This is a genomic window from Bradyrhizobium cosmicum (genome assembly GCF_007290395.2).
Classification (GTDB): Bacteria; Pseudomonadota; Alphaproteobacteria; order Rhizobiales; family Xanthobacteraceae; genus Bradyrhizobium; species Bradyrhizobium cosmicum.
Genome location: NZ_CP041656.2, coordinates 3545666 through 3570255 on the forward strand (window position 1 = coordinate 3545666; position 24590 = coordinate 3570255).

The 24590-nt window shown below is 64.7% G+C and carries 25 protein-coding genes; 21 read left to right on the forward strand and 4 right to left on the reverse strand.

Annotated features, from left to right (window positions below):
* Nucleotides 1-27 precede the first annotated feature (27 nt).
* The gene (locus tag FNV92_RS17060; RefSeq protein ID WP_244623685.1) at nucleotides 28-1059 is read left to right on the forward strand and encodes a dienelactone hydrolase family protein; all 1032 of its coding nucleotides are present in this window, start codon (nucleotides 28-30) and stop codon (nucleotides 1057-1059) included.
* A 35-nt stretch (nucleotides 1060-1094) separates the two neighbouring features.
* Here FNV92_RS17060 and FNV92_RS17065 read toward each other — a convergent pair whose 3' ends face one another.
* Nucleotides 1095-1997: a hypothetical protein gene (locus tag FNV92_RS17065; RefSeq protein WP_143845587.1), complete on the reverse strand. Its 903-nt coding sequence runs from the start codon at nucleotides 1995-1997 to the stop codon at nucleotides 1095-1097.
* A gap of 268 nt (nucleotides 1998-2265) precedes the next feature.
* Nucleotides 2266-2595 carry an iron-sulfur cluster insertion protein ErpA gene (erpA, locus tag FNV92_RS17070; protein WP_143845586.1) on the reverse strand — a complete coding sequence of 110 codons (330 nt, stop codon included), beginning with the start codon at nucleotides 2593-2595 and terminating at the stop codon, nucleotides 2266-2268.
* 137 nt (nucleotides 2596-2732) lie between these two features.
* Here erpA and FNV92_RS17075 point away from each other — a divergent pair, with 137 nt between their 5' ends.
* From FNV92_RS17075 to surE, 12 genes are all read left to right on the forward strand, one after another.
* A complete protein-coding gene (locus tag FNV92_RS17075; RefSeq protein ID WP_143845585.1) occupies nucleotides 2733-3941 on the forward strand; it encodes a deoxyguanosinetriphosphate triphosphohydrolase in 1209 nt (402 codons plus the stop codon).
* Nucleotides 3942-3950: 9 nt separating this feature from the next.
* Nucleotides 3951-5741 carry an arginine--tRNA ligase gene (gene argS / locus FNV92_RS17080; RefSeq protein ID WP_143845584.1) on the forward strand — a complete coding sequence of 597 codons (1791 nt, stop codon included), beginning with the start codon at nucleotides 3951-3953 and terminating at the stop codon, nucleotides 5739-5741.
* A gap of 143 nt (nucleotides 5742-5884) precedes the next feature.
* On the forward strand, nucleotides 5885-7432 hold the full coding sequence (locus tag FNV92_RS17085; RefSeq protein ID WP_168213676.1) for an SPOR domain-containing protein: 1548 nt from the start codon (nucleotides 5885-5887) through the stop codon (nucleotides 7430-7432).
* A 46-nt stretch (nucleotides 7433-7478) separates the two neighbouring features.
* Nucleotides 7479-8507: a beta-N-acetylhexosaminidase gene (nagZ, locus tag FNV92_RS17090; protein WP_143845582.1), complete on the forward strand. Its 1029-nt coding sequence runs from the start codon at nucleotides 7479-7481 to the stop codon at nucleotides 8505-8507.
* Nucleotides 8504-9343, forward strand: coding sequence for a segregation and condensation protein A (locus tag FNV92_RS17095; RefSeq protein WP_015685905.1), 840 nt, complete (start codon nucleotides 8504-8506; stop codon nucleotides 9341-9343). Before nagZ ends, FNV92_RS17095 begins: the two co-directional genes overlap by 4 nt.
* 21 nt (nucleotides 9344-9364) lie before the next feature.
* The gene (gene scpB / locus FNV92_RS17100; protein WP_168213675.1) at nucleotides 9365-10114 is read left to right on the forward strand and encodes an SMC-Scp complex subunit ScpB; all 750 of its coding nucleotides are present in this window, start codon (nucleotides 9365-9367) and stop codon (nucleotides 10112-10114) included.
* Nucleotides 10115-10279: 165 nt separating this feature from the next.
* Nucleotides 10280-10513: a twin-arginine translocase TatA/TatE family subunit gene (locus tag FNV92_RS17105; RefSeq protein ID WP_143845580.1), complete on the forward strand. Its 234-nt coding sequence runs from the start codon at nucleotides 10280-10282 to the stop codon at nucleotides 10511-10513.
* An 85-nt stretch (nucleotides 10514-10598) separates the two neighbouring features.
* Nucleotides 10599-11102, forward strand: coding sequence for a Sec-independent protein translocase protein TatB (gene tatB / locus FNV92_RS17110; protein ID WP_143845579.1), 504 nt, complete (start codon nucleotides 10599-10601; stop codon nucleotides 11100-11102).
* A complete protein-coding gene (gene tatC / locus FNV92_RS17115; protein WP_015685909.1) occupies nucleotides 11099-11911 on the forward strand; it encodes a twin-arginine translocase subunit TatC in 813 nt (270 codons plus the stop codon). The genes tatB and tatC overlap by 4 nt, the downstream gene beginning before the upstream one ends.
* Before the next feature lie 183 nt (nucleotides 11912-12094).
* Nucleotides 12095-13507 carry a serine--tRNA ligase gene (gene serS, locus FNV92_RS17120; RefSeq protein ID WP_143845578.1) on the forward strand — a complete coding sequence of 471 codons (1413 nt, stop codon included), beginning with the start codon at nucleotides 12095-12097 and terminating at the stop codon, nucleotides 13505-13507.
* Between the two features lie 94 nt (nucleotides 13508-13601).
* Nucleotides 13602-13964 carry a hypothetical protein gene (locus FNV92_RS17125; RefSeq protein WP_015685911.1) on the forward strand — a complete coding sequence of 121 codons (363 nt, stop codon included), beginning with the start codon at nucleotides 13602-13604 and terminating at the stop codon, nucleotides 13962-13964.
* 124 nt (nucleotides 13965-14088) lie between these two features.
* Nucleotides 14089-14856 carry a 5'/3'-nucleotidase SurE gene (gene surE / locus FNV92_RS17130; RefSeq protein ID WP_168213674.1) on the forward strand — a complete coding sequence of 256 codons (768 nt, stop codon included), beginning with the start codon at nucleotides 14089-14091 and terminating at the stop codon, nucleotides 14854-14856.
* A gap of 3 nt (nucleotides 14857-14859) precedes the next feature.
* On the opposite strand, the gene FNV92_RS17135 is transcribed toward surE, so the two are convergent.
* On the reverse strand, nucleotides 14860-15231 hold the full coding sequence (locus FNV92_RS17135) for a response regulator (protein ID WP_015685913.1): 372 nt from the start codon (nucleotides 15229-15231) through the stop codon (nucleotides 14860-14862).
* 228 nt (nucleotides 15232-15459) lie between these two features.
* On the opposite strand from FNV92_RS17135, the gene FNV92_RS17140 reads away from it, so the two are divergent.
* On the forward strand, nucleotides 15460-16110 hold the full coding sequence (locus FNV92_RS17140) for a protein-L-isoaspartate(D-aspartate) O-methyltransferase (protein WP_143845577.1): 651 nt from the start codon (nucleotides 15460-15462) through the stop codon (nucleotides 16108-16110).
* Between the two features lie 109 nt (nucleotides 16111-16219).
* On the forward strand, nucleotides 16220-17608 hold the full coding sequence (locus FNV92_RS17145; RefSeq protein WP_143845576.1) for a LysM peptidoglycan-binding domain-containing M23 family metallopeptidase: 1389 nt from the start codon (nucleotides 16220-16222) through the stop codon (nucleotides 17606-17608).
* A gap of 154 nt (nucleotides 17609-17762) precedes the next feature.
* Here the strand turns inward: FNV92_RS17145 and FNV92_RS17150 are convergent, their stop codons facing one another.
* Nucleotides 17763-18743, reverse strand: coding sequence for an ATP-binding protein (locus FNV92_RS17150; RefSeq protein WP_015685916.1), 981 nt, complete (start codon nucleotides 18741-18743; stop codon nucleotides 17763-17765).
* Nucleotides 18744-18925: 182 nt separating this feature from the next.
* Here FNV92_RS17150 and yajC point away from each other — a divergent pair, with 182 nt between their 5' ends.
* The 6 genes from yajC to FNV92_RS17180 are packed head-to-tail and all read left to right on the forward strand — an operon-like array spanning nucleotide 18926 to nucleotide 24584.
* The gene (yajC, locus tag FNV92_RS17155) at nucleotides 18926-19306 is read left to right on the forward strand and encodes a preprotein translocase subunit YajC (RefSeq protein ID WP_015685917.1); all 381 of its coding nucleotides are present in this window, start codon (nucleotides 18926-18928) and stop codon (nucleotides 19304-19306) included.
* 49 nt (nucleotides 19307-19355) lie between these two features.
* Entirely contained in the window at nucleotides 19356-20960 is a 1605-nt protein-coding gene (gene secD / locus FNV92_RS17160; RefSeq protein ID WP_015685918.1) for a protein translocase subunit SecD, read from the forward strand.
* 10 nt (nucleotides 20961-20970) lie between these two features.
* The gene (gene secF, locus FNV92_RS17165) at nucleotides 20971-21990 is read left to right on the forward strand and encodes a protein translocase subunit SecF (protein ID WP_015685919.1); all 1020 of its coding nucleotides are present in this window, start codon (nucleotides 20971-20973) and stop codon (nucleotides 21988-21990) included.
* A gap of 60 nt (nucleotides 21991-22050) precedes the next feature.
* Nucleotides 22051-22434: an Mth938-like domain-containing protein gene (locus FNV92_RS17170; RefSeq protein ID WP_143845575.1), complete on the forward strand. Its 384-nt coding sequence runs from the start codon at nucleotides 22051-22053 to the stop codon at nucleotides 22432-22434.
* Nucleotides 22431-23294 (forward strand): phytoene/squalene synthase family protein, encoded by an 864-nt coding sequence (locus FNV92_RS17175; protein WP_143845574.1) that lies wholly within the window; start codon nucleotides 22431-22433, stop codon nucleotides 23292-23294. Before FNV92_RS17170 ends, FNV92_RS17175 begins: the two co-directional genes overlap by 4 nt.
* Before the next feature lie 45 nt (nucleotides 23295-23339).
* Entirely contained in the window at nucleotides 23340-24584 is a 1245-nt protein-coding gene (locus tag FNV92_RS17180) for a threonine ammonia-lyase (RefSeq protein ID WP_143845573.1), read from the forward strand.
* The last annotated feature ends 6 nt before the right edge of the window (nucleotides 24585-24590 follow it).

The following is a 24590-nucleotide window of genomic DNA, read 5'->3' on the forward strand; positions in this document are numbered from 1 at the left end:
GGCGACGGGCCGCTGACGAGCGCGCACATGATGTTGCCTGTCGCAATTTCCGGCAACAAGGTGTCGCTCGAAAGCTTCGTCGTTCGTCCTGATCGGCCCGGCAAATTTCCTCTCGTCGTGATCACTCACGGAATGCCTCTTGGCTCCGGCGAGGAATTCTTCACTGCGATCCTCAACCGCTCGCCGGTCGATTACAGCAAGGCGGCAGTCGCCTTCGCGCAGCGAGGATATGCGGTGGTCTCGATCATGCGCCGTGGCTATGGCCGATCTGGGGGAGGGTTCTCCGAGTCTGCGCGGCAGACCTGCGACTATCTTCCGGCCGCGCGCGCCGCTAGCGAAGATGTCGTTGCGGCGCTCGCTTCACTGCGGAATGAGCCCTGGGTCGACGCTGAGCATGTTGTCTTGCTCGGTCATTCCGTTGGGGGGCTCACGGTGTTGGCCGTGGCCGCACAGGACATACCGGGGGTCGTTGGCGCCGTGAATTTCGATGGCGGCCGGAGTAGCTTCTCCGCACCCAACCAACCCTGCGCGCCTGATCATTTGGTCGATACAGTCGCCGCATTGGGGCGCACGGCCCATGTTCCGGTGCTTTGGCTCTATGCCGAGAACGATCAATTCTACGGTCCAGACTTGGCACGGCGCATGTTCGCGGCCTACAGCGCTGGCGGTGCGCCAGTGCAGCTGCATGTGCTGCCTCCGTTCGAACCCAACGGCCACAATACTGTCATGCTCGCGCCGGCAGATACTTGGTTTCCGTCAGTCGACCTCTTTCTTGAAAAGTTAGGTCTTCCAACCAAGACTGTCATCGGGCCGCCGTTGTTCGCTGAGCTGCCAATCCCGCCGGGGGCTGTCGCCGCTTGTCAGGAGGCGTTCGCGGGCTACCTCGCCAATCCCGATGATGCCAAGGCCTTCGCGGTGAGTACGCGCGGCCACTGCGGGACTGGATTTGGCCGCACAGCTCTCGAGGCGCGTGAGCCTGCTTTGATGAAATGCAAGATCAATTCGCGCGGCGAGGATTGCAGGCTTTACGCGGTCGGACAGAAGCTTGCGGGGGATTGAACCGCAGTCCACGCGATCCCTTGCAAGATGCGCCGTCACAGTTTTCCATAGACCCGCGCGGCGACCGCCTTCAGGCGCTCGACCGAGCCGGACTCCGGGTGCGGCTTGACCGGCGCGAACAGGATCGAAGCCTGCCGGCCGTTCTTCCAGACAAAGATGTTGACGGCATTGCCGTTGCCCTTGGTGCAGGAATGTTCGCCGAACGCTTCGCTGCCAAGCTCGGGGATCGCGACGTGTTGGCAAGGGCCTGCGCGTTTCATCATGCTGATGACCGTGTCGCGTGACATCGCGATCACCGCAACGGCCATGGTGTTGGCCTCGCGATCGAACATCATGCAGCTGCCCGCGCCGGTCCGCTGGACCTGCAGCGTGCTCTTGTCGAGAAAGCCGTCGGCATCCGAGGCCGTGAGCCACTCGCAGTCGCCGAACCTCTCGCTGGTCTTGGTCACATTTGCGATGGCAATGCGCGCGGCTTCGGTGGCCGGTCCGAGCAGCACGCTGTCGGCACGCCGGCCGGTCGGGTAGACGCTGATCTGCAGAATGTAATCGCCGGACAAGGCCACGACCGAGGCCTCCTGGCGCTGCGCGTCGGCAGCGGTCGTCCCGCCCTGGCTTTCATCGCCGAGCCCGGACACCGCGTTCAGCGGCATGCGCTCACTGAGCGTCTTGACGAAGGTCGCGTACAATTCCCTGGCGCGATCCTTGTCGGGATTGCGGAATACGGTCAGCATCATCGTGTCGCCGCGCCCGCCCTGGTAGATGCAGCCCCGGCCGTCCTGATTTGAAATCAACGACCATTTGAGCGCCGGCATCGCGCCGGCGAGCTCCTTGGATGTGATGAAGGGGCAGGTTTCGGCAGCGAGCGCGGGAAGCACCGGGAGGGTCGCGATTGCGAGGAGCAGGGCGAGGCAAGCGAACAGACGATCGATCGTGCGCATTGGAAAATTGACTACCGCTAATGGCGCCGTTGACGATGTTTCAATTTTTCGAAGGACTGGACTGCGGGCAGGGGCCGCTTCAGCAGCTAGGCTGTATCGAACCCGCCGCGCGTGCGTCCGGCCGAGTCCGACCTTGGGGGACCTCGCGATGATCCCACCCTACCCCTGTTTTGCCCGACGCGTCAATCGTTATTCGTAAAAGCCGAAATGCATCCCGCCGGCCTGCCGGCTACTGTGCGTGGGGTTGTTTTTCCGGTTTTGAGTCGGATCAGATCGAGAAGCTGGTCCCGCAGCCGCAGGACGCCGTCGCGTTCGGATTGTTGACGCGGAACGAGGCTCCGATCAGATCATCGACGAAATCGACCTGCGACCCCGCCAGGAACGGTTGTGAGGCGGAATCGACCAGCACCACGGCACTCTCCTGCTCGATCACGAGATCGTCGTCGGTGCGAGCGCGATCGATGTCGAACTTGTACTGGAAGCCGGAACAGCCGCCGCCCTCGACGGAGATGCGCAGCATCGCGCCTGTGCCTTCGCCCTTGAGGATCTCCCCAATCCGGCGTGCGGCGCGGTCACTGATGGTCACGTCTGTCGTCATAGGTCCTCTCCGATAGGCCCGCGATCATACCAAATTCACTTGGCGGATTCACTTGCCCCAATTCATTTGGTATCCCGCGTCCGGCATAGTTAAGTGCCACCATACGCAGAATCAAATGGATAGGGACTAAATTCGCCGTGTCCGTCGGAATGGCAGCTCCCCGCGCGCCCTATGCCTGCGACCCCGATCGCAGCCGCGGCCGGCTGGTCGCGGAGCCGCCGAGCCGGACCCGCAGCCCGTTCCGGCGCGATTGCGACCGGGTGATCCATTCCACCGCGTTCCGCCGCCTGAAGTACAAAACCCAGGTGTTCGTGTTCCACGAGGGCGACCATTACCGCACCCGGCTGACCCATTCGCTGGAGGTGGCCCAGATCGCCCGGGCGCTGGCCCGGCAGCTTGGGCTCGACGAGGACCTGACCGAAACGCTGGCGCTCGCCCACGATCTCGGCCATCCGCCGTTCGGGCACGCCGGCGAGCGGGCGCTGGACGCCTGCCTGAAGGATTTTGGCGGCTTCGACCACAATGCCCAGACGCTCCGCGTCGTCGCCTCGCTCGAGCACCGCTATCCCGAGTTCGACGGGCTCAACCTGACCTGGGAGTCGCTGGAGGGGATCGTCAAGCACAACGGCCCATTGACGGATCGCAGCGGCGCGCCGGTCGGGCGCTATCGCGAGCATGGCATTCCCGTCGGCATCGCCGACTACACTGGGACCTACGACCTCGAACTCTGGAGCTTCGCTTCGCTCGAAGCCCAGGTCGCAGCGCTCGCCGATGACATCGCCTATGACGCGCACGATATCGACGACGGCCTGCGCGCCGGCCTGTTCCATCTCGACGACCTCAAGGTGATGCCGCTCACCGCGGAGATCATCGCCGAGACGTCGGCGCATTACCCCGACCTCGAGGACGTCAGGCGCGGTGCCGAGCTGGTGCGGGAGCTGATCTCCCATCTGATCGGCGCGGTGTTCACGGAGGCGCAGAAGAACATCGCGGCGGTGAAGCCGCAATCGGCCCAGGACGTGCGCCAGCAGAGCCGGGCGCTGGTCGTGTTCCCCGCCGAGGTCGCCGAGGAGGAGGCCGCGATCAAGCGCTTCCTCTATCAGCACATGTACCGCCACAAGCGGGTGATGCGGGTGATGGGGGAGGCCGAGCAGATCCTGTTCGACCTGTTCGCGAAATACCTGAAGGTGCCGGCCGAGCTGCCGCCGGAATGGCTGGCAGGGGCGGAGGCGGACGATGAGGGCGACCGGGCCCGGCGGATCGGCAATTTCATTGCCGGAATGACCGACCGTTTCGCCCTGACCGAACACCAGCGGCTCTTTGACTCGACCCCCGATTTGCGTTAGGCGGCGGCCATGCCCGAGACATCCTCATCCCTGCATTTGTTCGCCGACGTGCTCGCACGCGTGCACGCCGCCTGCCGCGCGCTCGCGGCGGACGCCAGCTGGCCCGAGGGCATCGATTTCTCCCGCGTGGTGGTCGAGCCGCCGCGCGATGCCTCCCATGGCGACATGGCGACCAACGCCGCGATGGTGCTTGCGAAAGAGGCCAAGGCCAAGCCGCGGGATCTCGCCGAGCAGATCGCCGAACGGCTGCGCGTTGACGCGCTGATCGCCAAGGTCGATGTCGCCGGTCCCGGTTTCATCAATCTGACGCTGAAGCCGGCCGCCTGGGCGGAGGCGCTGCGCACCGTGCTGCGCGAGGGCGCCGACTATGGCCGCGTCCGGGGCGGCTCCAAGGTCAACGTCGAGTACGTCTCGGCCAATCCGACCGGACCGATGCATGTCGGCCATTGCCGCGGCGCGGTGTTCGGCGACGCGCTGTCGAGCCTGCTTGATTTCGCGGGGCACGATGTCACGCGCGAATATTACATTAACGATGCCGGCGCACAGGTCGACGTGCTCGCGCGGTCCGCGTTCCTGAGGTATCGCGAGGCGCTCGGCGAGGATATCGGCGCCATTCCGGAAGGCCTCTATCCCGGCGACTATCTGAAGCCGGTCGGGCAGGCTCTTGCCAAGGAACACGGCGACAAGCTCCGCACGATGAGCGAGGCGCAATGGCTGCCGACGGTGCGCGCCAGGGCGATCGCGATGATGATGGACGAGATCAAGGACGATCTCGCCGCCCTCAACATCCGTCACGACGTGTTCTTCTCGGAGCGCTCGCTGATCGAGAGCGGCAACAACAAGGTCGCCGAGACCATCGATTTCCTCAAGGCCAAAGGTGACATCTACGAGGGCCGCCTGCCGCCGCCGAAGGGCGCGCCGGTCGAGGACTGGGAAGACCGCGAGCAATTGCTGTTCAAGGCGACCGCCTACGGCGACGACGTCGATCGTCCGCTGATCAAGTCGGACAATTCCTACACCTACTTCGCCTCCGACATCGCCTACCACAAGAACAAGTTCGACCGTGGTTTTGCGGAGATGATCGACGTCTGGGGCGCCGATCATGGCGGCTATATCAAGCGCATGCAGGCGGCGGTGAAGGCGACGACGTCAGGCAAGGGCGCGCTCGACGTCAAGATCGTCCAGCTCGTGAAGTTGCTGCGCAACGGCGAACCCGTGAAAATGTCGAAGCGGAGCGGGGACTTCGTCACCTTGCGTGAGGTGGTGGATGAGGTCGGGCAGGACGCCGTCCGCTTCATGATGCTCTACCGCAAGAACGACGCGGTGCTCGACTTCGACCTTGCCAAGGTCATGGAACAGTCGCGCGACAATCCGGTGTTCTATGTGCAGTACGGCCACGCCCGCGGCCACTCGATCTTCCGCAATGCGCGGACGGAAGTGTTCCCGGACTTGCCCGAGGACTCGGAGAAGCGGATTGCCTGGCTCGGTGAGTCGGCCGTGGAGCGGCTATCGGACCCCGTGGAGCTCGACCTTCTCAGGCGGCTCGCAATTTATCCGAGGATGCTGGAAGCGGCCGCAAGCGCTCACGAGCCGCACCGAATTGCCTTTTATCTCTATGATTTAGCCAGCGAATTTCATGCACTTTGGACGAAGGGGCGGGATTTGCCCTATTTACGCTTCATTATCAATAATGATGCAGAGCTAACGAAGGCGCGGCTGGCCATGGTCCAGGGCGTCATCTCTGTCCTGGCATCGGGCCTCGCCATCCTCGGCGTCCATGCTCCGGATGAGATGCGGTAGTTTGGGGCGAACTACTTAAGGGGAATTTTTGGGGGTAACTGGCAGAAGCCGGACCACTTAGACTTGGTTGGAAGCCTTATGGGTCGAAGGCCGTGCCTTGGTCGAGGGGGCGCGCGGCTTTCCCGAAGGGACGCATCATCACGATGGCCGAACGATATCAGGACCGACGGTTTCCCTCCGATGACTACGGTCGCGGTGGCGACCAGCATGGCAAGGCGGAAACCGATCCCTTGGCCGAGCTCGCCCGCCTGATCGGACAGACCGATCCGTTCGCGGCGCAGGGGCGGCCCAGCGCGCCCGCGCCGGCTGTTCCAGCGCCCACCCAGAGTTATCAGGACGACGATTATCCGCAGGACGATTATCAGCAGGATTACGCCGAGCAGGCCCCGCCGCCGCCCGGGCCGCCCTCATGGATGCGGCGCGCCAACGTGCAGCCGGCCCCGGCGCCAGAGCCCGACTATCCCGTCTCCGTGAACCCGGTTCATCCATTGTATCGCTATTCAGCCCAGCCGACCGCGCCCGAACCTGATTTTCATCAGCCGCAAGCCTATCAGGACCAGGCCTATCAAGATCAGGCGTATCAGGGGCATACGCTCCAGCCGCAGGATCAGGCTTACCAGGAGCCAGCCTATCAGCAGCCCGATCCGGCGCGCTACGACGATGCGCTCTATGGGCGGCTCGAGGCGGGCGAGCAGGATTATCAGCGCGATCCTGCCTATCCCGACGATCCCTACGCCTTTCAGAGCGATTATCCCGAGGCTGATCTCGACGAGCCGAAGAAGCCGCGTGGCGGCATGATGACGGTCGCGGCGATCCTCGCGCTTGCCGTGGTCGGCACCGGTGCGGCCTTCGCCTACAAAACATATGTCGGGTCGCCCCGCAGCGGCGAGCCGCCGATCATCAGGGCCGACAACACGCCAACCAAGATCGTGCCGGCGCCGACGGACTCGGGGGGCAAGGTGCCCGATCGTATGGCGAGCGGCGACGGTTCCGAGAAGATCGTGCCGCGCGAAGAGGCGCCCGTCGACGTCAACGCCAAGGTCGGCGGACCTCGCGTGGTGTTTCCGCCGCTGAACCAGAATGCGAACCCGCCGCCGGTATCGAGCGTCTCGCCGTCGGCGGCGCTGCCGCCGGGCGCAGGTTCGCAGCCGAGCAACGGCACGTTGCCGAACAATTCGCCGCGCCCGGTCAGGACCGTGGCCGTGAGAGGCGATCAGACCGATAGCGCCTTGCCGCAGTCGGCTGCGGCCAAGCCGGCCACCGCGCCGAAGCCCGTGGCTGCGCCCGCCGTACCGCGTAGTCCGCCGACCTCGGCGAATGCCAGCGCCAATCAGCCGCTCTCACTGGCCCCGCAATCGGCGCCTGCGGCCGAGCCGCCGCAGCGGATGGCCGCAACCAACCCGACACAGCTCGCGCCCGCCAGCAGTGGCGGTGGCGGCTACGTCGTGCAGGTCTCCTCGCAGCAGAGCGAGGACAGCGCGGCTGCGTCCTACCGCGTCCTTCAGAGCAAGTATGGCAGCGTGCTGGGCTCCCGCTCGCCTGTCATCAAGCGGGTCGATCTCACCGACAAGGGCAAGGGGGTCGTCTACCGCGCCTTCGCTGGCCCCTATGGATCGGCCGAGGAGGCGACGCAGGCCTGCAACAGCCTGAAGTCTGCGGGCTTGTCGGCCTGCTTCGTCCAGAGGAATTAACGGCCGTTTCCTTGACCCCCTCGCGGGGCAGGGTTAATCGGCCCTTATGAGCACGCGGGCCTTCATTACCGGCGTATCCGGAACGGAACTGACCGCCGCCGAGCGGGAGTTTATCCGTGCCGAACGCCCATGGGGCTTCATCCTGTTCAAGCGCAATGTCGCCACACCAGCTCAAGTTGCTGCTTTAGTTGCGGAATTGCGGGCAGTTGCAGGGGCCGCCGACGCGCCCGTCCTGATCGACCAGGAGGGCGGACGGGTGCAGCGGCTGGGTCCGCCGCACTGGCCGGTCTACCCGCCGGGCGCCATTTTCGCGAGTTTGTACGACATTGATTCGGCCCTCGGGCTCACCGCAGCGCGCCTCAGCGCGCGGCTGATCGCGGCCGATCTCGCCGATCTCGGCATTACCGTGGATTGCCTGCCGCTGGCCGACGTGCCGGTCGCGGGTGCCGACGCCGTCATCGGCAACCGAGCCTATGGCACCGAGCCGGGCAAGGTTGCCGAAATCGCGCGCGCCGTCACCGAGGGCCTGGAGCAGGGCGGCGTGCTGCCGGTGCTCAAGCACATCCCTGGCCACGGCCGGGCCACCGCCGATACCCATTTCAAGCTGCCGACGGTCGATACGCCCCGGGATGAGCTCGAGCGAACCGACTTCGCTGCGTTCAAGCCGCTGGCGGATCTGCCGATGGCCATGACTGCACATGTTGTGTTTAGCGCGGTCGACCCCGCCCATCCGGCGACGACTTCTGCGACAATGATCGCTCAGGTGATTCGCGGCGTGATCGGGTTCCAGGGTTTGTTAATGAGTGATGACGTGTCGATGAACGCGCTGTCGGGGAATATTGCCGAGCGGACCCGCGCCATCTTCGCGGCCGGTTGCGACGTCGCCCTGCATTGCAACGGCAACATCGAGGAGATGCGCGAAGTTGCCGGCCAGACGCCTGAATTGTCCGGCAAGGCGCTGGAGCGGGCGAACGCCGCGCTCGCCGCACGCAAGGCGCCGCGGCCATTCGACCGGGCAGCCGCACGCGCCGAACTGGACGCATTGATCGCACGGGCAAACACGGCATCCGCATGACCGCAGAAATCCTATCGTTTGAAACCGGGCGGCCCGCAGAGCTCGCCGAGGGTGAGCCGGCGTTGGTGGTGGACGTCGAGGGCTATGAGGGCCCGCTCGACCTGCTGCTCGCGCTGGCGCGGCAGCAGAAGGTCGACCTCGCCAAGATCTCGATCCTGGCGCTGGCCGACCAGTATCTCCACTTCATCGAAGCCGCGCGAAAGATCCGACTCGAGCTTGCGGCCGACTATCTCGTGATGGCGGCCTGGCTCGCCTTCCTGAAGTCGCGCCTGCTGCTGCCGGAGCCGCCGAGCGCCGAAGGTCCGAGCGCGGAGCAGATGGCGACCGCGCTCGCTAACCGCCTGCGCCGGCTGGAAGCCATTCGCGAAGCCGCCAACCGTCTGATGAACCGGCAGCAATTGCTGCGCGACATCTTCCCGCGCGGCGAACCCGAGCAGATCGCCGAGATCAAGCATCCGAAATATACCGCGACGCTGTACGACCTGCTCACCGCCTACGCCTCACAGCGCCAGTCGCGCGTGCTGGCGAGCGTGCATCTGGCCAAGCGCACGGTGTGGTCGCTCGCCGAGGCGCGCGCCACGCTGGAGCGGCTGGTCGGCAGCATCAGCGAGCAGGATGACTGGGGCGTGCTCGACGACTTCCTGATCCGACACGTCGCCGATCCGACGCAGCGCGCGACGGTGTTCGCCTCGAGCTTTGCGGCTGCGCTCGAACTGGTGCGCGAAGGTCAGCTCGAATTGAACCAGAAAGAGGCGTTTGCGCCGATCTATTTCCGCAAGGGCCGTCCCAAACCGGTTCCGGACGCAGCTCCCGCGCCCGACGCGCCGGTCGCTTAAGTGCAAGAAGGAGAATCTACCATGGCAAGCCTGGCTGAAGTGCGGGTAGACGAGGCCGAGCCGATGGAGAACGAATCCCAGGCGCGCCCCGAGGAATTGCGGCTGCTGGAAGCGCTGCTGTTTGCGTCGAGCGAACCGCTGGATACCGCGACGCTGGCCAAGCGCATGCCGGAGGGTGTCGACGTCAAGGCCGCACTGGAGCAGCTGCAGGCCGACTATTCCCTGCGCGGCGTGAACCTCGTGCGGGTCGCCAACAAATGGACCTTCCGCACGGCGGGCGATCTCGCCTGGCTGATGACGCGGGAGAGCACCGAGACCCGCCGACTGTCGCGCGCCGCGATCGAGGTGCTGGCGATCATCGCGTATCATCAGCCGGTGACGCGCGCCGAGATCGAGGAGATCCGCGGCGTGGTCACGTCCAAGGGCACGCTCGACGTGCTGCTGGAGACCGGCTGGATCAAGCCGCGCGGCCGGCGCAAGACGCCCGGCCGTCCCTTGACCTTCGGAACCACCGAGGACTTCCTGTCGCAGTTCACCCTGGAACAGCTCGGCGACTTGCCGGGTCTGGAAGAGCTGAAGGGCACGGGTCTCCTCGATTCGCGGCTGCCGACCGGCTTCAGCGTGCCGACGCCATCGGATGACCCGCAGTTGCGCGAGGACGAGGATCCGCTGGAACCCGGTGAGGAGCTTGATCTGGCGCTGGCGCCTGCGGTCGAGCCCGAGGCGCCGGAAGGCGGCAATGAGGGCGGCGAGGGCGACAGCGAGGACTGACGTCCGGCCTTTCTCAAGTCCCCTGCGACAGGTTAACACTAGCAAGATTACGTAGCGCCAACAGCGAATTGGCGCTGCCTTGGTCCTTGTTTTTGACACCTGCCAAGCCTACGTTCCGGTCAAGATCGGCCGGGTCCCGGCTATAGGTGTTTGGAGGGTTGCAGGATGGGTTCGCTTAGCATTTGGCACTGGATCCTGGTGATCGCAGTCGTCCTGCTGCTGTTCGGCCGCGGCAAGATTTCGGATCTGATGGGCGACGTGGCGCAGGGCATCAAGGCGTTCAAGAAGGGCATGCAGGACGACGACAAGGTCGCCGACAAGCCCGAGCCGGCCAAGTCCATCGAGCACACTGCCGCGCCGACCGCGGCACGGTCCGACGTCGGCAGCAAGGCCGTCTGAGCCAAAGCGTGGACGGACGCGGGCGGCCCCCGATCCTGCGTGGAGAGGATTGGGCCGGTCGCGGCTGGCCTGAACGGAAGACCTCATGTTCGACATCGGGTGGAGTGAACTGGTCCTGATCGGGGTCGTGGCCCTGGTCGCTATCGGCCCGAAAGAGCTGCCGGGCGTGCTGCGCATGGTCGGGCAGTGGATGGGCAAGGCCCGCAAGATGGCCGCCGAATTCCAGGGCCAGTTCCAGGAGGCCATGCGCGAGGCCGAGATGGCCGACCTCAAGAAGAGTTTTGACGAGGTCAAGGAAGCGGCCTCCGGCTTCGCCGGCAACAATCTGATGACGTCGCTCCAGAAGGACGTCAGCGACGCGCTCCGCGTCGACGCGCTGGACAAACCGGCCGAGACGCCCACAACCGCTGTTGTCGAGCCTCCGGTGACGCCAACGACGCCGGAAGCCCCGACACCGGAAACCTTCGTCGAAGCCGAGGCGCATGCAGCGGTGAACGAGCCGCTCGCCATCACGCGTGAGGTCGAGCAGGCGCAGGTCGCTCAAGACACCGCGCCACCCGAAGCGATCAAGGACGCCAAAGCGTCATGAGCGACGCCGATATCGAGGCCAGCAAAGCCCCTTTGATGGACCATCTGATCGAGCTGCGGTCGCGGCTGATCAAGGCGCTGCTCGGCTTTGGCGTGGCCTTCATCCTGTGCTTCTTCTTCGCCAAGCAGATCTACAACGTGCTGGTCTGGCCGTTCGTGTGGGTCGCGGGTCCGGAGAACTCCAAGTTCATCTACACGGCGCTGCTGGAATATTTCATCACCCAGCTCAAGCTTGCACTGTTCGGCGCCGGCTTCATCTCGTTCCCGATCATCGCGACGCAGATCTACAAATTCGTCGCGCCCGGGCTCTACAAGCATGAGAAGAACGCCTTCGTGCCGTATCTTGTCGCGACACCATTCTTCTTCGTGCTCGGCGCAGCGCTGGTCTATTTCGTCGTGCTGCCGATGCTGGTCCGCTTCTCGCTGGGCATGCAGCAGGCCGGCAGCGACGAGACCGCGCAGATCCAGCTGCTGCCGAAGGTCGGCGAATATCTGTCGCTGATGATGTCGCTGATCTTCGCCTTCGGCATCGCCTTCCAGCTTCCGGTGATCCTGACGCTGCTCGGCCGGATCGGCATCGTCTCGGCAAAAATGCTGCGCGAGAAGCGGCGCTATTTCATCGTGATCGCCTTCGTCATCGCGGCCGTGCTGACTCCGCCAGACATACTCAGCCAGTGCTCGCTCGCGATCCCCTTGCTCCTGCTGTACGAGGGTTCGATCATCGCGGTGGGGATGGTAGAGAAGAAGGCGGCGGCCGCGCAGACCACCACCGGTACCGACGTGTCGACGCCGGCCAATCCGGCGGAGTAGGGCGGCTAGATCGGCCGTCATTCCCCGCGAAAGCGGGGAATCCCGTACGCCGCGCCGTCTCTGAGAATCACACCCGTCTCTAGAATACTGGATCGCCCGCTTTCGCGAGCGATGACAGAGTGCTAGGGGAAACGCTGACATACAACGCTCTCCGTTGTAGGCTTCCGATTCAGGGCCGCCGCCATGCACGACATCAAATCAATCCGTGACAATCCGCAAGCCTTCGACGCCGGTCTCGCCCGGCGGGGGCTGAAGCCGTTGGCCGATCATCTAATCTCCATTGATGAGCGCCGTCGCGCAATTATTAGAGTGCTCGAAACGAATCAGGCCCGGCGTAACGCGGCCTCAAAAGAAGTTGGCGACGCGAAGAAGGCCAAGGATGACGGGCGTGCGGCTGTGCTAATGGCGGAAGTCGCGGACTTGAAGGACTCGATTGCCACCCTCACAGCCGAGGAGAAGGGCGCTTCCAAGGAACTCCAAGACGCACTTTCCGCTATCCCAAACATTCCCTTCGACGAAGTGCCGGATGGCGTCGACGAGCACGGCAACGTGCAGCACCACGTGTTTGGTAAAAAGCCCAACTACAGCTTTGTGCCGAAGCTGCATGACGATCTCGGCGTCGCGCTCGGTTATATGGACTTTGAGGCGGCGGCAAAACTCTCCGGCGCGCGCTTCGTCGTGCTGAAGAAGGGGCTGGCGCGGCTCGAACGCGCGATCGGCCAGTTCATGCTCGATCTACACACGAACGAGCACGGCTACACCGAGGTCAACCCGCCGCTTTTGGTGCGCGATCACGTGATGTTCGGCACTGGTCAATTGCCGAAGTTTGAAGACGATCAGTTTGCTGTTTTCAAGGAAATTTCCAAAGACGAGCGCTGGATTGAAACAGCGATGGAAATGCGCAGACGCGTTCAGCGGGGCGAGACGAATTGGAGCGATAGCGAGTTTGAAAACTTCTTCGAGAATCGTCCGCTTAAGGAAAGGTTTTGGCTCATCCCGACCGCGGAAGTCTCGCTCACCAACCTGGTGCGCGAATCCATTCTCGACGAGAAGCAATTGCCGATGCGGCTGACCGCGCTGACGCCGTGCTTCCGTGCCGAGGCGGGCGCGGCCGGGCGCGACACGCGCGGCATGATCCGCCAGCACCAGTTCACCAAGGTCGAGCTGGTTTCGATCACGACGCCCGAGACCAGCAAGGACGAGCTGGAACGGATGCTGTCCTGCGCCGAACAGGTGTTGCAGAAGCTCGACCTGCATTATCGCGTGATGACGCTCTGCGCAGGAGATATGGGCTTTTCGTCGCAAAAAACCTATGACATCGAGGTGTGGATGCCCGGGCAGGGCGAGGGCGGCATGTTCCGCGAGATCTCGAGCTGCTCGGTCTGCGGCGATTTCCAGGCGCGGCGCATGGACGCGCGCTCGCGCGGGCCGGACGGCAAGCCGCGCTTCGTGCACACGCTGAACGGCTCCGGCACCGCGGTCGGCCGCGCGCTGATCGCCGTGATGGAGACCTATCAGCAGGAGGACGGCTCGATTGCGGTCCCCACCGTGCTGCAGCCCTACATGGGCGGGCTGAAAGTGGTGTCGCGCGACTAATCGCGTTGCCCGTCTGAAACGTTCGAAACGTTTGGTTGCGTAGATCGGGCGGCCGGTTATCCTGCCGGCCACCCGACAACGCGAACCACCGTGCATGGCTTTACACCGCGACATCTTCTGGGTCGGCAGACAATGGGCGGTGACGGGTGCCGGCATCCAGGCCGTCGACCAGCGCCTGCGCGGCGCGCTCGACATCGATGTCGCGCGGCTCTGGGACGACGCTCTCGTGCAGAGCCGGCGGGCCAAGCCCGGAGTCAACGCGGCGGATTTCGACAAGGCCCTGACGGTGGCGCGCGAACGTTTTCCGCAGACGGTGGAGGCGGCTCCGATCGTGGCGCAGCTCAAGGCGCTCGGCGTCGTCGAGGCGCCCGTCGTGAGCCCGGTCGTTCTGGCGATGACGCTGCGTGCAGAAGGCCGGCTCGCGCGCTTCCTGCCCCAATGGCGCATCCGCCGCTAATACGGCATCGCTCGTCCAGGGTGGCGTGCTGCGCCGCCGCAATGAGCTGGATCCCGGACTGCCGCCGGTTTGCCTCCCCGGCCGTAGCCGGATAAGACGGCTCAAACAGGAATTGATCTTTCGCATGCGCATTCTCTGCACCAATGACGACGGCATCCACGCTCCCGGCCTCAAGGTCGTGGAGGAGATCGCCAAGGCGCTGTCTGATGACGTCTGGGTGGTGGCGCCCGAGCTCGACCAGTCCGGCGTGTCGCATTCGCTGTCGCTGAACGATCCCTTGCGCCTGCGCGAGGTCGGCCCGCGGCACTTCGCCGTGCGCGGCACGCCGACCGACTGCGTCATCATGGGCGCGCGGCACATCCTGGGCACCCAGCCGCCGAACCTCATCCTGTCCGGCGTCAACAAGGGCCGCAACGTCGCCGAAGACGTGGTCTATTCCGGCACCATCGCCGGCGCGCTGGAAGGCACTATTCTGGGGCTGCCCTCGTTTGCGCTGTCGCAGGAGTTCAGCGTCGAGACCCGCGACCGTCCGCCGTGGGACACCGCGCGCAGGTTCGGGCCCGACATCCTCCGCAAGGTGATCGCTGCCGGCATCCCGAAGGACACCGTCATCAACGTCAATTTTCCGTCCTGCGCGCCGGAAGACGTGCTCGGCGTCCGTGTCACGCGCCAGGGCAAGCGCAACCTCGGCTTCCTCCGGATCGACGAGCGCAGGGATGGCCGCAACAACCCCTATTTCTGGATCGGCTTCGAGCGCGCCGCGATGATGGATACGCCGGCTGAAGGCACCGATCTGGCAGCGCTCCGCGAGCGCTATGTCTCGGTCACGCCGCTCAGGCTGGACCGCACCAACGAGGCTTTTTCGGAAGCGCTGAGCGCGACGCTGAAGTAGCCGCTAGCTGCCGCGAAGCGCGGCTTCGATGGTCTTGCCGAGCGCATCGAGCTGGAATGGCTTCTGCAGCGCCGGCCGGTCGCGATACTGCTCGGGCAGGCCGGAAGAGCCGTAGCCGGTGGCGAAGATGAACGGGCAGCCCTTCGCCTTGATGAGATCGGCAACCGGCGAGATGACCTTGCCGTTGACGTTGACGTCGAGGATGGCGATGTCGAACTGGGTCGCTTCGGCAAGCCGCATGGCCTCGGCGATATCGCCGGCTTCAGCCGCCACTTTGAAGCCGAGTTCTTCGAGCATGTCCGCGACCATCATCCTGATCATCACCTCGTCCTCGACGAGGAATACAGAGCGGCCCGAAAGCCCTGTCGCGGTCATTGTCGTTGAGTCCTTGCCCATTTGCGGAAAACGTTCGCAGATAACGCGAATCGACGCAATGCGCGTTTCGGCGAACGGAGGAAAATGACCTTGGCGGCTGAACCCGCCGCCGGCCAATTTGTGGTCAAATACCGCGAGCAAAGGCTATCATGGGTTCCTGGGCAGGAACAAGATTCTTGGCCCGGGCTTTGGGCTCCTAAAGCGATAATCCGGACGATACAAACAGCGATGACTTCCAATCAGCCTCCGCCGGAAAAGATGATGTTTCAGCTCTCGCTGAGGCGTCGGGGTATCAGCGACCAGGCGGTGCTGCGAACCATGGAGGAGGTGCCGCGCGACCAGTTCGTCGAGGAGGTCGATCGCGAGGTGGCCTATCGTGACAGCGCGCTGCCGATCGCCTGCGGGCAGACGATCAGCCAGCCCTTCGTCGTCGCCTACATGACCGAGCAGCTCCAGCTTCAGAAGCACCACCGCGTGCTCGAGATCGGCACTGGCTCCGGCTATCAGGCCGCTGTGCTCTCGCGGCTCGCCGGGCAGGTGTTGACGGTGGAACGCTACCGCAAGCTGGCGGACGTCGCACGCGCCAGGATCGAGAAGCTCGGCTACCACAATGTCGAGGTGATGCTCGGCGACGGGCTCAATCTGCCCGCCAATATCGGCCCGTTCGACCGCATCATCGTCACGGCCGCGATGGAGCAGATCCCGGAGAACCTAGTCGAGCGGCTCCAGGTCGGAGGCATCCTGATCGCGCCGGTCGGCCCGCATCAGGGCGTGCAGACGCTGATCCGGCTCAGCCGGACCGAGGCCGGGATCGAGCGCAAGGAACTCGTCGAGGTCCGGTTCGTGCCGGCGCTGCCCGGTGTGGCGCGGGAGCTGTAGATTTCCGGATTGGCTGTGCGGCCAACATCTTATTGGGAGGGTTAAGCCGTTATTTACTCGGTGCGTGTTTACTTAAAAGACCAGTTCTGTTGCGTACGAGTGAGTAACCATGTCTGTAGTCGCCGAGTTGCTTTACTCGCGCCGCGTGCCGCAGGTTGCGGTGCTGGCGCTGATCTCGTTCAGCTTTGCAGGGTGCAGCGCCGACATGCAGTCGCGGCTGTCCCAGTCGAATTTCTCCAATCCCTTCTCGTCTGATCAGACCGGCACGGTGCAGCAGGCGCCGCCCCCGCAGCGTGAGCTGCCGCAGTATTCGCGGCCGCAGACGCAGTCTGGCTATTATCAGTCGCAGCCCTTGCCGCCGCCGGCGGTGTCCGCGCCGCAATCCTATCCCGTTGCCGCAGGTGGCGGCGTGTCAGGAGGTGGTCGCGGCGTCAGCTCCTACGCGCCCCCGGCGCAGCCGCATCTGGAGACCACGGCCACCGTGCCGCCGCGCTCGGTCGCGGCTGCCCAGCCGGCGGGCGGGACCAAGATCATCGTCGGCACCAGCGACACGCTCGATGTGCTCGCCAAGCGCTATCGCGTCACACCGCAGGCGATCATGGCGGCTAACGGCTACAAGGGCCCGCGCGCACTTTCGCCCGGCCAGCAATTGATCATCCCGCATCCGGGCGTGACCGCTGCTGCACCCGCGCCGGTGATGGCTCCCGTCGCGGCGGCACCGGCGCCTGCTGCGAGGCCAGTTGCAGCCATGGCTGCGCCCTCGAGCATGCATTTCATCAACCGCGGCGACACGCTTGCCAGCATCGCGCGCAAGAACCACATCTCCGCGGCTGAACTGGCCCGCGCCAACGGTCTCGATCCCTCGGCGAAACTCAAGCTCGGCACCAAGCTGACCGTGCCCGGTGCAAAGACTGCCGCCGTCGCAGCGCCGGTTGCTCCCGTCATGGCCGCTCCGGTCGCCGGCACGCTGCAGCCCGTCGCTGCCGCTCCTGCTCCTGCCACCAAGATGGCTTCCGTTGCGGCGCCGGTGCAGAGCGCGCGCCTGGCTCAGGCCACGGCCAATGTCGAAGAAAAGCCGGCCGAGGCGTCGGCAAAGGCTGCGGAAGCCACCGGCGCGCTGCCGACCTTCCGCTGGCCGGTGCGCGGCAAGGTGGTCACGAGCTACGGCGCCAAGACCAACGGCAAGTCCAATGACGGCATCAATCTCGCGGTGCCCGAGGGTACGCCGGTCAAGGCGGCTGAAGACGGCGTCGTTGCCTATTCCGGCAACGAGCTGAAAGGTTACGGCAATCTGGTCCTGGTTCGGCACTCCAACGGCTACGTCACCGCATATGCCCATGCGAGTGAGCTGATGGTGAAGCGCGGCGATACCATCAAGCGCGGTCAGGTCATTGCCAAGTCGGGTCAATCCGGGGAGGTGGCGTCGCCGCAGCTCCACTTCGAGATCCGCAAGGGATCGAGCCCGGTTGACCCGCTTCAATTCCTGAACGGGGCGTGAGGCCTAATTTGCTTCCACGCTAAAGCTGTCGTCGTCCGGCTTGACCGGGCGACCCAGTACGCCGCGGCCCCTCGATTGATCACAAACGTCTCTGCAATACTGGATCGCCCGCTTTCGCGGGCGATGACAGTTGTGAGTGCGGCTGCAGTTCGGGTTACTTCCCCGTCAACTTGACGCCCAGCCGTCCCGCAAGCTCCTGCACGAATTGCCAGGCGACGCGGCCCGAGCGCGAGCCGCGCGTTGTCGACCATTCCAGTGCTTCGCGTTCCAGCGCCTCGTCGTCGATCTTGACGCCGAAATGGCTGCAATAGCCGCGCACCATGGCGAGATATTCGTCCTGGCTGCAACGGTGGAAGCCGAGCCACAGGCCGAAGCGATCCGACAGCGAGACCTTCTCCTCGACCGCTTCGCCGGGATTGATCGCGGTCGAGCGTTCGTTCTCGATCATCTCGCGCGCGAGCAGATGACGGCGGTTCGAGGTGGCGTAGAGGATGACGTTCTCGGGCCGGCCCTCGATGCCGCCTTCGAGCACCGCCTTGAGCGACTTGTAGGAGGCATCATTGCCGTCGAAGGAGAGATCGTCGCAGAACACGATGAAGCGGAAGGACGAGGCGCGCAGCTGCTCCATCAGAGCCGGCAGGCTCTCGATGTCCTCGCGGTGAATCTCGATCAGCTTCAGCTTGTCGGAGGCCTTGCGCTCCGCGTTGATGCTGGCATGCGCGGCCTTCACCAGCGACGACTTGCCCATGCCGCGGGCGCCCCAGAGCAGGGCGTTGTTGGCGGGCAGGCCATTGGCGAAGCGCTCCGTGTTTTCCATCAGGATGTCGCGCATCCGCTCGACGCCCTTGAGCAGGAACAGCTCGACGCGGCTGACGCGCGGCACCGCCGCAAGGCGGCCGTCCGGGTGCCAGACATAGGCATCCGCCTGCCTGAACGACTCGCGTCCGGCGGGCGGCTTGCCCTGGGCTGCGAGGTGCGCCGCGATGGTCTCCAGCGCGCGGACGATGCGGTCCTGGGAGAGGTCGGGGGTTGCCTGAGAGGCCGCCGTGGGGCGTTTTGCCGCGACGCGGGCAGGCTTCCTGGCAGGGGTGCGGGGGCCTTTGCCGGCCGGGCTTTTGCTTGGTTTTTTGGGCATGTCCGAAGTTCCTGAGAATGCAGCCTTATCGGGCCTGAGGCCGCGCCGCAAGGTGACCAAATGGGCGGTCTGGCAGCGTTGCAATTGGGACAGTGGCCGCTATAGTCCGCGCGAATTTGACCGAACCGGTCGCCTTTGAGGGCCTGACCGGCTTTCCCCCGTTTCCACGAGGATCGTTCCGAATGCTGATTACACCTGCGTATGCCCAGGCCGCGGGCGCCGGCGACACCAACAGCATGTTGATGTCGCTGCTGCCGTTCGCCCTGATCTTCGTGATCATGTACTTCCTGATTCTGCGTCCGCAGCAGAAGAAGGTGCGCGACCACGCCGACCTCGTGAAGAACATCCGCCGCGGCGACACCGTCGTGACCTCGGGCGGCCTCGTCGGCAAGGTCACCAAGGTCGTCGATGACGACCAGATCGAGTTCGAGATCGCCGACGGCGTGCGGGTGCGGCAGATGCGCTCGATGGTCTCCGGCGTGCGTGCCAAGGGCGAGCCGGCCAAAGACAGCTCGAAGGAAAGCGCCAAGGAAAACGCAAAGGACGACGCCGCGTCGAAGTGAGTACTTCCGCGAGTCTCTCCCCAGTCTCCTGATCTGACAGGTCCAGTCGATGTTGTATTTCACGCGGTGGAAGGCGCTGGGGATTATCCTGACGGCGCTGATCGTGTGCCTCTGCGCGGTCCCGAACTTCTTCCCGGAGTCGCAGGTCAAGACCTGGCCCGCCTGGGCACAGCGTCGGCTCGTGCTCGGCCTCGACCTCCAGGGCGGCTCCTATCTGCTGCTCGAGGTCGATTCTGCCTATGTGAAGAAGGAGCGCCTGGATCAGGTTCGCGACGACGTCCGCCGCACGCTGCGTGATGCCAAGATCGGCTTCACCGGCGGCGTCACTGTGCGCAACGACGCGGCCGAGGTTCGCATCACCAAGGACACCGATTTTCAGCCGGCGCTCGCCAAGCTGCGCGAGCTGTCCCAACCGCTCGGCGGCCTGATGGGATCCAGCGGTCAGCGCGACCTCGAGGTCACCGATGCCGGTGGCGGCGTGATCCGGCTGACCGTCCCGCAGGCAGCGATGCTCGACCGCATGCGCAAGACCATCGAGCAATCGATCCAGATCGTGGAACGCCGCGTCAACGAGCTCGGCACCGTCGAGCCCGTGATCCAGCGCCAGGGCAACGACCGCATCCTCGTGCAGGTCCCGGGTCTTCAGGACCCGACGCGCCTCAAGAAGATACTCGGCGAGACCGCGAAGATGGAATTCCGCATGGTCGACACCACCGTGTCGCCGGACCAGGCCCAACAGGGCAGGTTGCCGCCGGAGTCCGAGTTGCTGATGAGCGCGTCGCCGCCGCCTACGCCATATGTGGTGAAGAAGCAGGTGCTGGTCGCCGGCAGCGATTTGATCGACGCCCAGGCGACCTTCGACCAGCGCACCAGCGAGCCGGTCGTCAGCTTCAAGTTCAATACGTCGGGCGCGCGCAAGTTCTCGCAGGCTACGCAAGAGAATGTCGGGCTGCCCTTCGCAATCGTGCTCGACAACAAGGTGATCTCTGCGCCCAGGATCAACGAGCCCATCACGGGTGGGCAGGGACAGATCTCGGGCAGCTTCACGGTCCAGTCCGCCAACGACCTTGCGATCCTGATGCGCGCCGGCGCGCTGCCGGCCCCGTTGACCGTGGTCGAAGAGCGCACCGTCGGTCCGGGCCTCGGCCAGGACTCGATCGAGAAGGGCGAGCTTGCGGCTTACGTCGGCTCGATCCTCGTCGTGATCTTCATGCTGTTGACCTACCGGCTGTTCGGCGTGTTCGCCAACATCGCAGTGGCCATCAACGTCGCCATGATCTTCGGCCTGCTGTCGCTGCTCAACGCTACGCTGACACTGCCCGGCATCGCCGGCATCGTGCTCACCGTCGGCATCGCGGTCGACTCCAACGTGCTGATCTACGAGCGCATCCGCGAGGAGCTGCGCGGCGGTCGCAACGCGATCTCGGCGATCGACGCCGGCTTCAAGCGGGCGCTGGCGACCATCCTCGATTCCAACATTACGACTTTCATCGCCGCCGCCGTGCTGTTTTACATCGGCACCGGCCCGGTACGCGGCTTCGCCGTGACGCTCGGCATCGGCATCATCACCACGGTGTTCACCGCCTTCACCCTGACCCGGCTGATCGTTGCCTGGTGGGTGCGGTGGAAACGGCCGCAGAGCGTGCCGATCTAGGAGCCTGATTGTGACTCAGACCGTTCTCATCGGGCTCGGCGTCCTCATCGCCATTCTCACCGTGGTCGCGGCCCTCGGCCTGCTGCCGTCGCTGCGTATCGTCCCGGACGACACGCATTTCGACTTCACGCGCTTCCGCCGCATCAGCTTCCCGATCTCGGCGGCGCTGTCGATCGTCGCCATCACGCTGTTCTTCACCCACGGCCTGAACCTCGGAATCGACTTCAAGGGCGGCACGCTGCTGGAGGTACGGGCCAAATCCGGCGCCGCCGACATCTCGGCGATGCGCACGACACTGGACGGCTTGCGGCTTGGCGAAGTCCAGCTGCAGCAATTTGGCGGTCCCGAGAACGTCTTGATCCGCGTCGCCGAGCAGCCCGGCGGCGACAAGGCACAGCAAGATGCCGTGCAGAAGGTGCGCACCGCTCTTGGCGATTCCATTGAATACCGCCGTGTCGAAGTGCTTGGCCCGCGTGTCGCCGGCGAGCTGCTTGCCTACGGCATGCTCGGCCTGATGCTCGCGATCGTCTCGATCCTGATCTACCTCTGGTTCCGCTTCGAATGGCAGTTCGCGCTCGGCGCCATGATCGCCAACGTGCACGACATCGTGCTGACGATCGGCTTCATGTCGATCAGCCAGGTCGATTTCGACCTGACCAGCATAGCCGCGCTTCTGACAATTCTCGGCTATTCGCTCAACGACACCGTCGTCATCTACGACCGCATCCGTGAAATGCTGCGGCGGTACAAGAAGATGCCGATGCCGCAGCTTCTCAACGAATCGATCAACTCGACGCTGTCGCGTTCGATCATCACCCACTTCACGGTGACGCTGGCGCTGCTGGCCCTGCTGCTGTTCGGCGGCCATGCCATCCACAGCTTCACTGCGGTGATGATGTTCGGCGTGGTGCTGGTCGGCACCTATACCTCGATCTTCATCGCGGCTCCGATCCTGATCTATCTCGGCGTCGGCGAGCATCGCGAGGATGCGCCCGATACGGCTACGCCGGCGAAGAAAAACAAGGCATGATCCGAACCGCATGCCCCCGCATGCGTTTGCGGGGGCAGTAAGCTCATTCGGACGAGGCTGATGGCCGGCGATCCCAACGCACCACATTTCCCGCGCTCGGCGCCGATCGAGGCCTACGGCAAGGGCGGCTTCGCCTTTGCGGGCATGTCCCATCGCGGCTCGCTGCTGTGCCTGCCGGACGCGATCTGGGCCTGGGATGTGACCGACCCGGCGAAGATCGACCGCTATTCGCTGGATCGGGTGTTCACGGCCGCGAGCAGCATCGATACGCTTTTGATCGGGACTGGAACCGGCGTCTGGCTGCCGCCGCCTGAGCTGCGCCAGGCCTTGAAAGCGGTGAGGGTGGTGCTGGACACGATGCAGACTGGCCCCGCCGTGCGCACCTACAACATCATGATCGGCGAACGGCGGCGCGTCGCGGCCGCGCTGATCGCCGTACCATGAGCAGCGCTGCTGTTCCGGCCGATTCCGTCACCTTCTGCGCCGATCTCGTGCGCAGTCATGACTTTCCGCGCTATGCCGCGAGCCTGTTCGCGCCCGCGACCGAGCGCCGCGCGCTGCTGGCGCTCTATGCCTTCAACGTCGAGATCGTCCGCGTCCGCGACCAGGTAAGCCAGCCACTGCCCGGGGAAATCCGGCTGCAATGGTGGACCGACATGCTGTCGGGCCAGGTCCATGGCAGCGCCGAAGGCAATCCGGTGGCGGCCGAGCTGCTGCGCGGGATCCGCGATTTCGATCTGCCGGTCGACCCGCTGTCGCTGCTCGCCGACGAGCACCAGTTCGATCTCTACAACGATCCGATGCCGACGTTGACGGCGTTGGAAGGCTATCTGGCGGCAACCTGTTCGGCGCTGTTCGCGCTGGCGGCGAGGATCATGGCGCCGCCTTCGGAGGCAGCCGAGCATCTGGCAAGGCACGCGGGGCTCGCGCAGGGCATCGTGCAGATCATATCGAGCCTGCCGCGCGATGCCGCGCACCGGCAGTTGTTCCTGCCGCAGCAACTTCTGACGAGCCATGGCTGCAGCATGGAGGACGTGTTCGCTGGCAAGGAGAGCGCCAATCTCGATGCCGTGCTGGAACAGCTCATCGGCGAGGCGCAGCAACATCTGACCACCGCCCTGTCGCTGCTGGCGGAGGTGCCGGCATCGGCGCGGCCTGCGTTTCTGCCGCTCGGCCAGGTTCGGGCCGACCTCAAGCGCCTGTCGCAGCCGGGGCGTCATCCGTTTAGGCCGCAGCCGTCGTCGCGGCTGCGCACGCTCTGGACGTTGTGGCGAGCTTCACGATCGCGGGAATTTACCAAATAGAGGTTGGCTTATCGCCTCGTTTTGCCAAATGCTCTATGCTGTTCCATGGCCGAATTGTCCCAATCCATGTCCTCCGATCCGAGCGACTTTCCGGTCGCATCTGACGACATTCTCGCCGCCGCCGAGACCATCCGGGGCGCTGTCGTCGAGACGCCTTGTAGTTACAGCCGTACGCTGAGCAATATCTGCGGCTGCGACATCTGGCTGAAATTCGAAAATCTCCAGTTCACGTCCTCGTTCAAGGAACGCGGCGCTCTCAATCGCCTGACTGCACTGACGGCGGAGGAGCGCGCCCGCGGCGTCATCGCGATGTCGGCCGGCAACCATGCGCAGGGCGTCGCCTATCACGCCAAGCGGCTCGGCATCCCCGCCACCATCGTGATGCCGGTCGGCACGCCGATGGTGAAGGTCGAGAACACCAGGCACCACGGCGCCGAGGTGGTGGTGACAGGCGCGACGCTGGAGGAGGCGGCCGCATTCGCGCGCAGCCACGGCGAAGCCCGCGGCTTGATCTTCGTCCATCCTTACGACGATCCGCTTGTCATCGCGGGGCAGGGGACTGTCGGGCTCGAGATGCTCAAGGCCGTGCCGGAGCTCGACACGCTGGTCGTCCCGATCGGCGGCGGCGGCCTGATCAGCGGCATCGCCATCGCCGCGAAATCGATCAAGCCTTCGCTGCGTATCCTGGGCGTCGAGGCATGGCTCTATCCCTCGATGTACAATGCCATCCATGGTGGCACTCTGCCTGCGCGCGGGGATACGTTGGCCGAAGGCATCGCAGTCAAATCGCCGGGCAAGATCACGACCGAAATCGTCCGGCGCCTCGTCGACGACATTGCGCTCGTCAACGAAGCCGAGCTCGAGCGGGCGGTTGCGACCCTGATCTCGATCGAGAAGACCGTCGTGGAGGGCGCCGGCGCCGCCGGCCTCGCCGCGCTCATGTCCGATCGCTCCCGGTTCGCCGGCCAGAAGGTCGGCCTGGTCCTGAGCGGAGGCAATATCGACACAAGGCTGATCGCATCGGTCCTCACGCGTGAACTGGCCCGCGAGGGACGGCTGACCCAGTTGTCGCTCGATATCCCGGACCGTCCCGGCCAATTGGCTGCGGTGGCCGCGCTATTGGCCGAGGCCGGCGCCAACATCATCGAGGTTTCGCACCAGCGGACCTTCTCCGACCTTCCGGCCAAGGCGACGCTGCTGCAACTCGTCATCGAGACCCGCGACAGCGCGCATCTCGACGAGGTCATGGCACGGCTGAGTGCATCCGGATTGAGCGCGCGCTGCACCTGAGGCGCG

Excerpts from the sequence above, each read along its gene's own strand:
- FNV92_RS17060 (WP_244623685.1), top strand. The coding sequence starts at position 28 with ATGATGTTGCCTGTCGCAATTTCCGGCAACAAGGTGTCGCTCGAAAGC.
- FNV92_RS17065 (WP_143845587.1), bottom strand. The coding sequence starts at position 1,997 with ATGCGCACGATCGATCGTCTGTTCGCTTGCCTCGCCCTGCTCCTCGCA.
- erpA (WP_143845586.1), bottom strand. The coding sequence starts at position 2,595 with ATGACGACAGACGTGACCATCAGTGACCGCGCCGCACGCCGGATTGGG.
- argS (WP_143845584.1), top strand. The coding sequence starts at position 3,951 with ATGCCCGAGACATCCTCATCCCTGCATTTGTTCGCCGACGTGCTCGCA.
- FNV92_RS17085 (WP_168213676.1), top strand. The coding sequence starts at position 5,885 with ATGGCCGAACGATATCAGGACCGACGGTTTCCCTCCGATGACTACGGT.
- nagZ (WP_143845582.1), top strand. The coding sequence starts at position 7,479 with ATGAGCACGCGGGCCTTCATTACCGGCGTATCCGGAACGGAACTGACC.
- FNV92_RS17095 (WP_015685905.1), top strand. The coding sequence starts at position 8,504 with ATGACCGCAGAAATCCTATCGTTTGAAACCGGGCGGCCCGCAGAGCTC.
- scpB (WP_168213675.1), top strand. The coding sequence starts at position 9,365 with ATGGCAAGCCTGGCTGAAGTGCGGGTAGACGAGGCCGAGCCGATGGAG.
- FNV92_RS17105 (WP_143845580.1), top strand. The coding sequence starts at position 10,280 with ATGGGTTCGCTTAGCATTTGGCACTGGATCCTGGTGATCGCAGTCGTC.
- tatB (WP_143845579.1), top strand. The coding sequence starts at position 10,599 with ATGTTCGACATCGGGTGGAGTGAACTGGTCCTGATCGGGGTCGTGGCC.
- tatC (WP_015685909.1), top strand. The coding sequence starts at position 11,099 with ATGAGCGACGCCGATATCGAGGCCAGCAAAGCCCCTTTGATGGACCAT.
- serS (WP_143845578.1), top strand. The coding sequence starts at position 12,095 with ATGCACGACATCAAATCAATCCGTGACAATCCGCAAGCCTTCGACGCC.
- FNV92_RS17125 (WP_015685911.1), top strand. The coding sequence starts at position 13,602 with ATGGCTTTACACCGCGACATCTTCTGGGTCGGCAGACAATGGGCGGTG.
- surE (WP_168213674.1), top strand. The coding sequence starts at position 14,089 with ATGCGCATTCTCTGCACCAATGACGACGGCATCCACGCTCCCGGCCTC.
- FNV92_RS17135 (WP_015685913.1), bottom strand. The coding sequence starts at position 15,231 with ATGACCGCGACAGGGCTTTCGGGCCGCTCTGTATTCCTCGTCGAGGAC.
- FNV92_RS17140 (WP_143845577.1), top strand. The coding sequence starts at position 15,460 with ATGACTTCCAATCAGCCTCCGCCGGAAAAGATGATGTTTCAGCTCTCG.
- FNV92_RS17145 (WP_143845576.1), top strand. The coding sequence starts at position 16,220 with ATGTCTGTAGTCGCCGAGTTGCTTTACTCGCGCCGCGTGCCGCAGGTT.
- FNV92_RS17150 (WP_015685916.1), bottom strand. The coding sequence starts at position 18,743 with ATGCCCAAAAAACCAAGCAAAAGCCCGGCCGGCAAAGGCCCCCGCACC.
- yajC (WP_015685917.1), top strand. The coding sequence starts at position 18,926 with ATGCTGATTACACCTGCGTATGCCCAGGCCGCGGGCGCCGGCGACACC.
- secD (WP_015685918.1), top strand. The coding sequence starts at position 19,356 with ATGTTGTATTTCACGCGGTGGAAGGCGCTGGGGATTATCCTGACGGCG.
- FNV92_RS17170 (WP_143845575.1), top strand. The coding sequence starts at position 22,051 with ATGGCCGGCGATCCCAACGCACCACATTTCCCGCGCTCGGCGCCGATC.
- FNV92_RS17175 (WP_143845574.1), top strand. The coding sequence starts at position 22,431 with ATGAGCAGCGCTGCTGTTCCGGCCGATTCCGTCACCTTCTGCGCCGAT.
- FNV92_RS17180 (WP_143845573.1), top strand. The coding sequence starts at position 23,340 with ATGGCCGAATTGTCCCAATCCATGTCCTCCGATCCGAGCGACTTTCCG.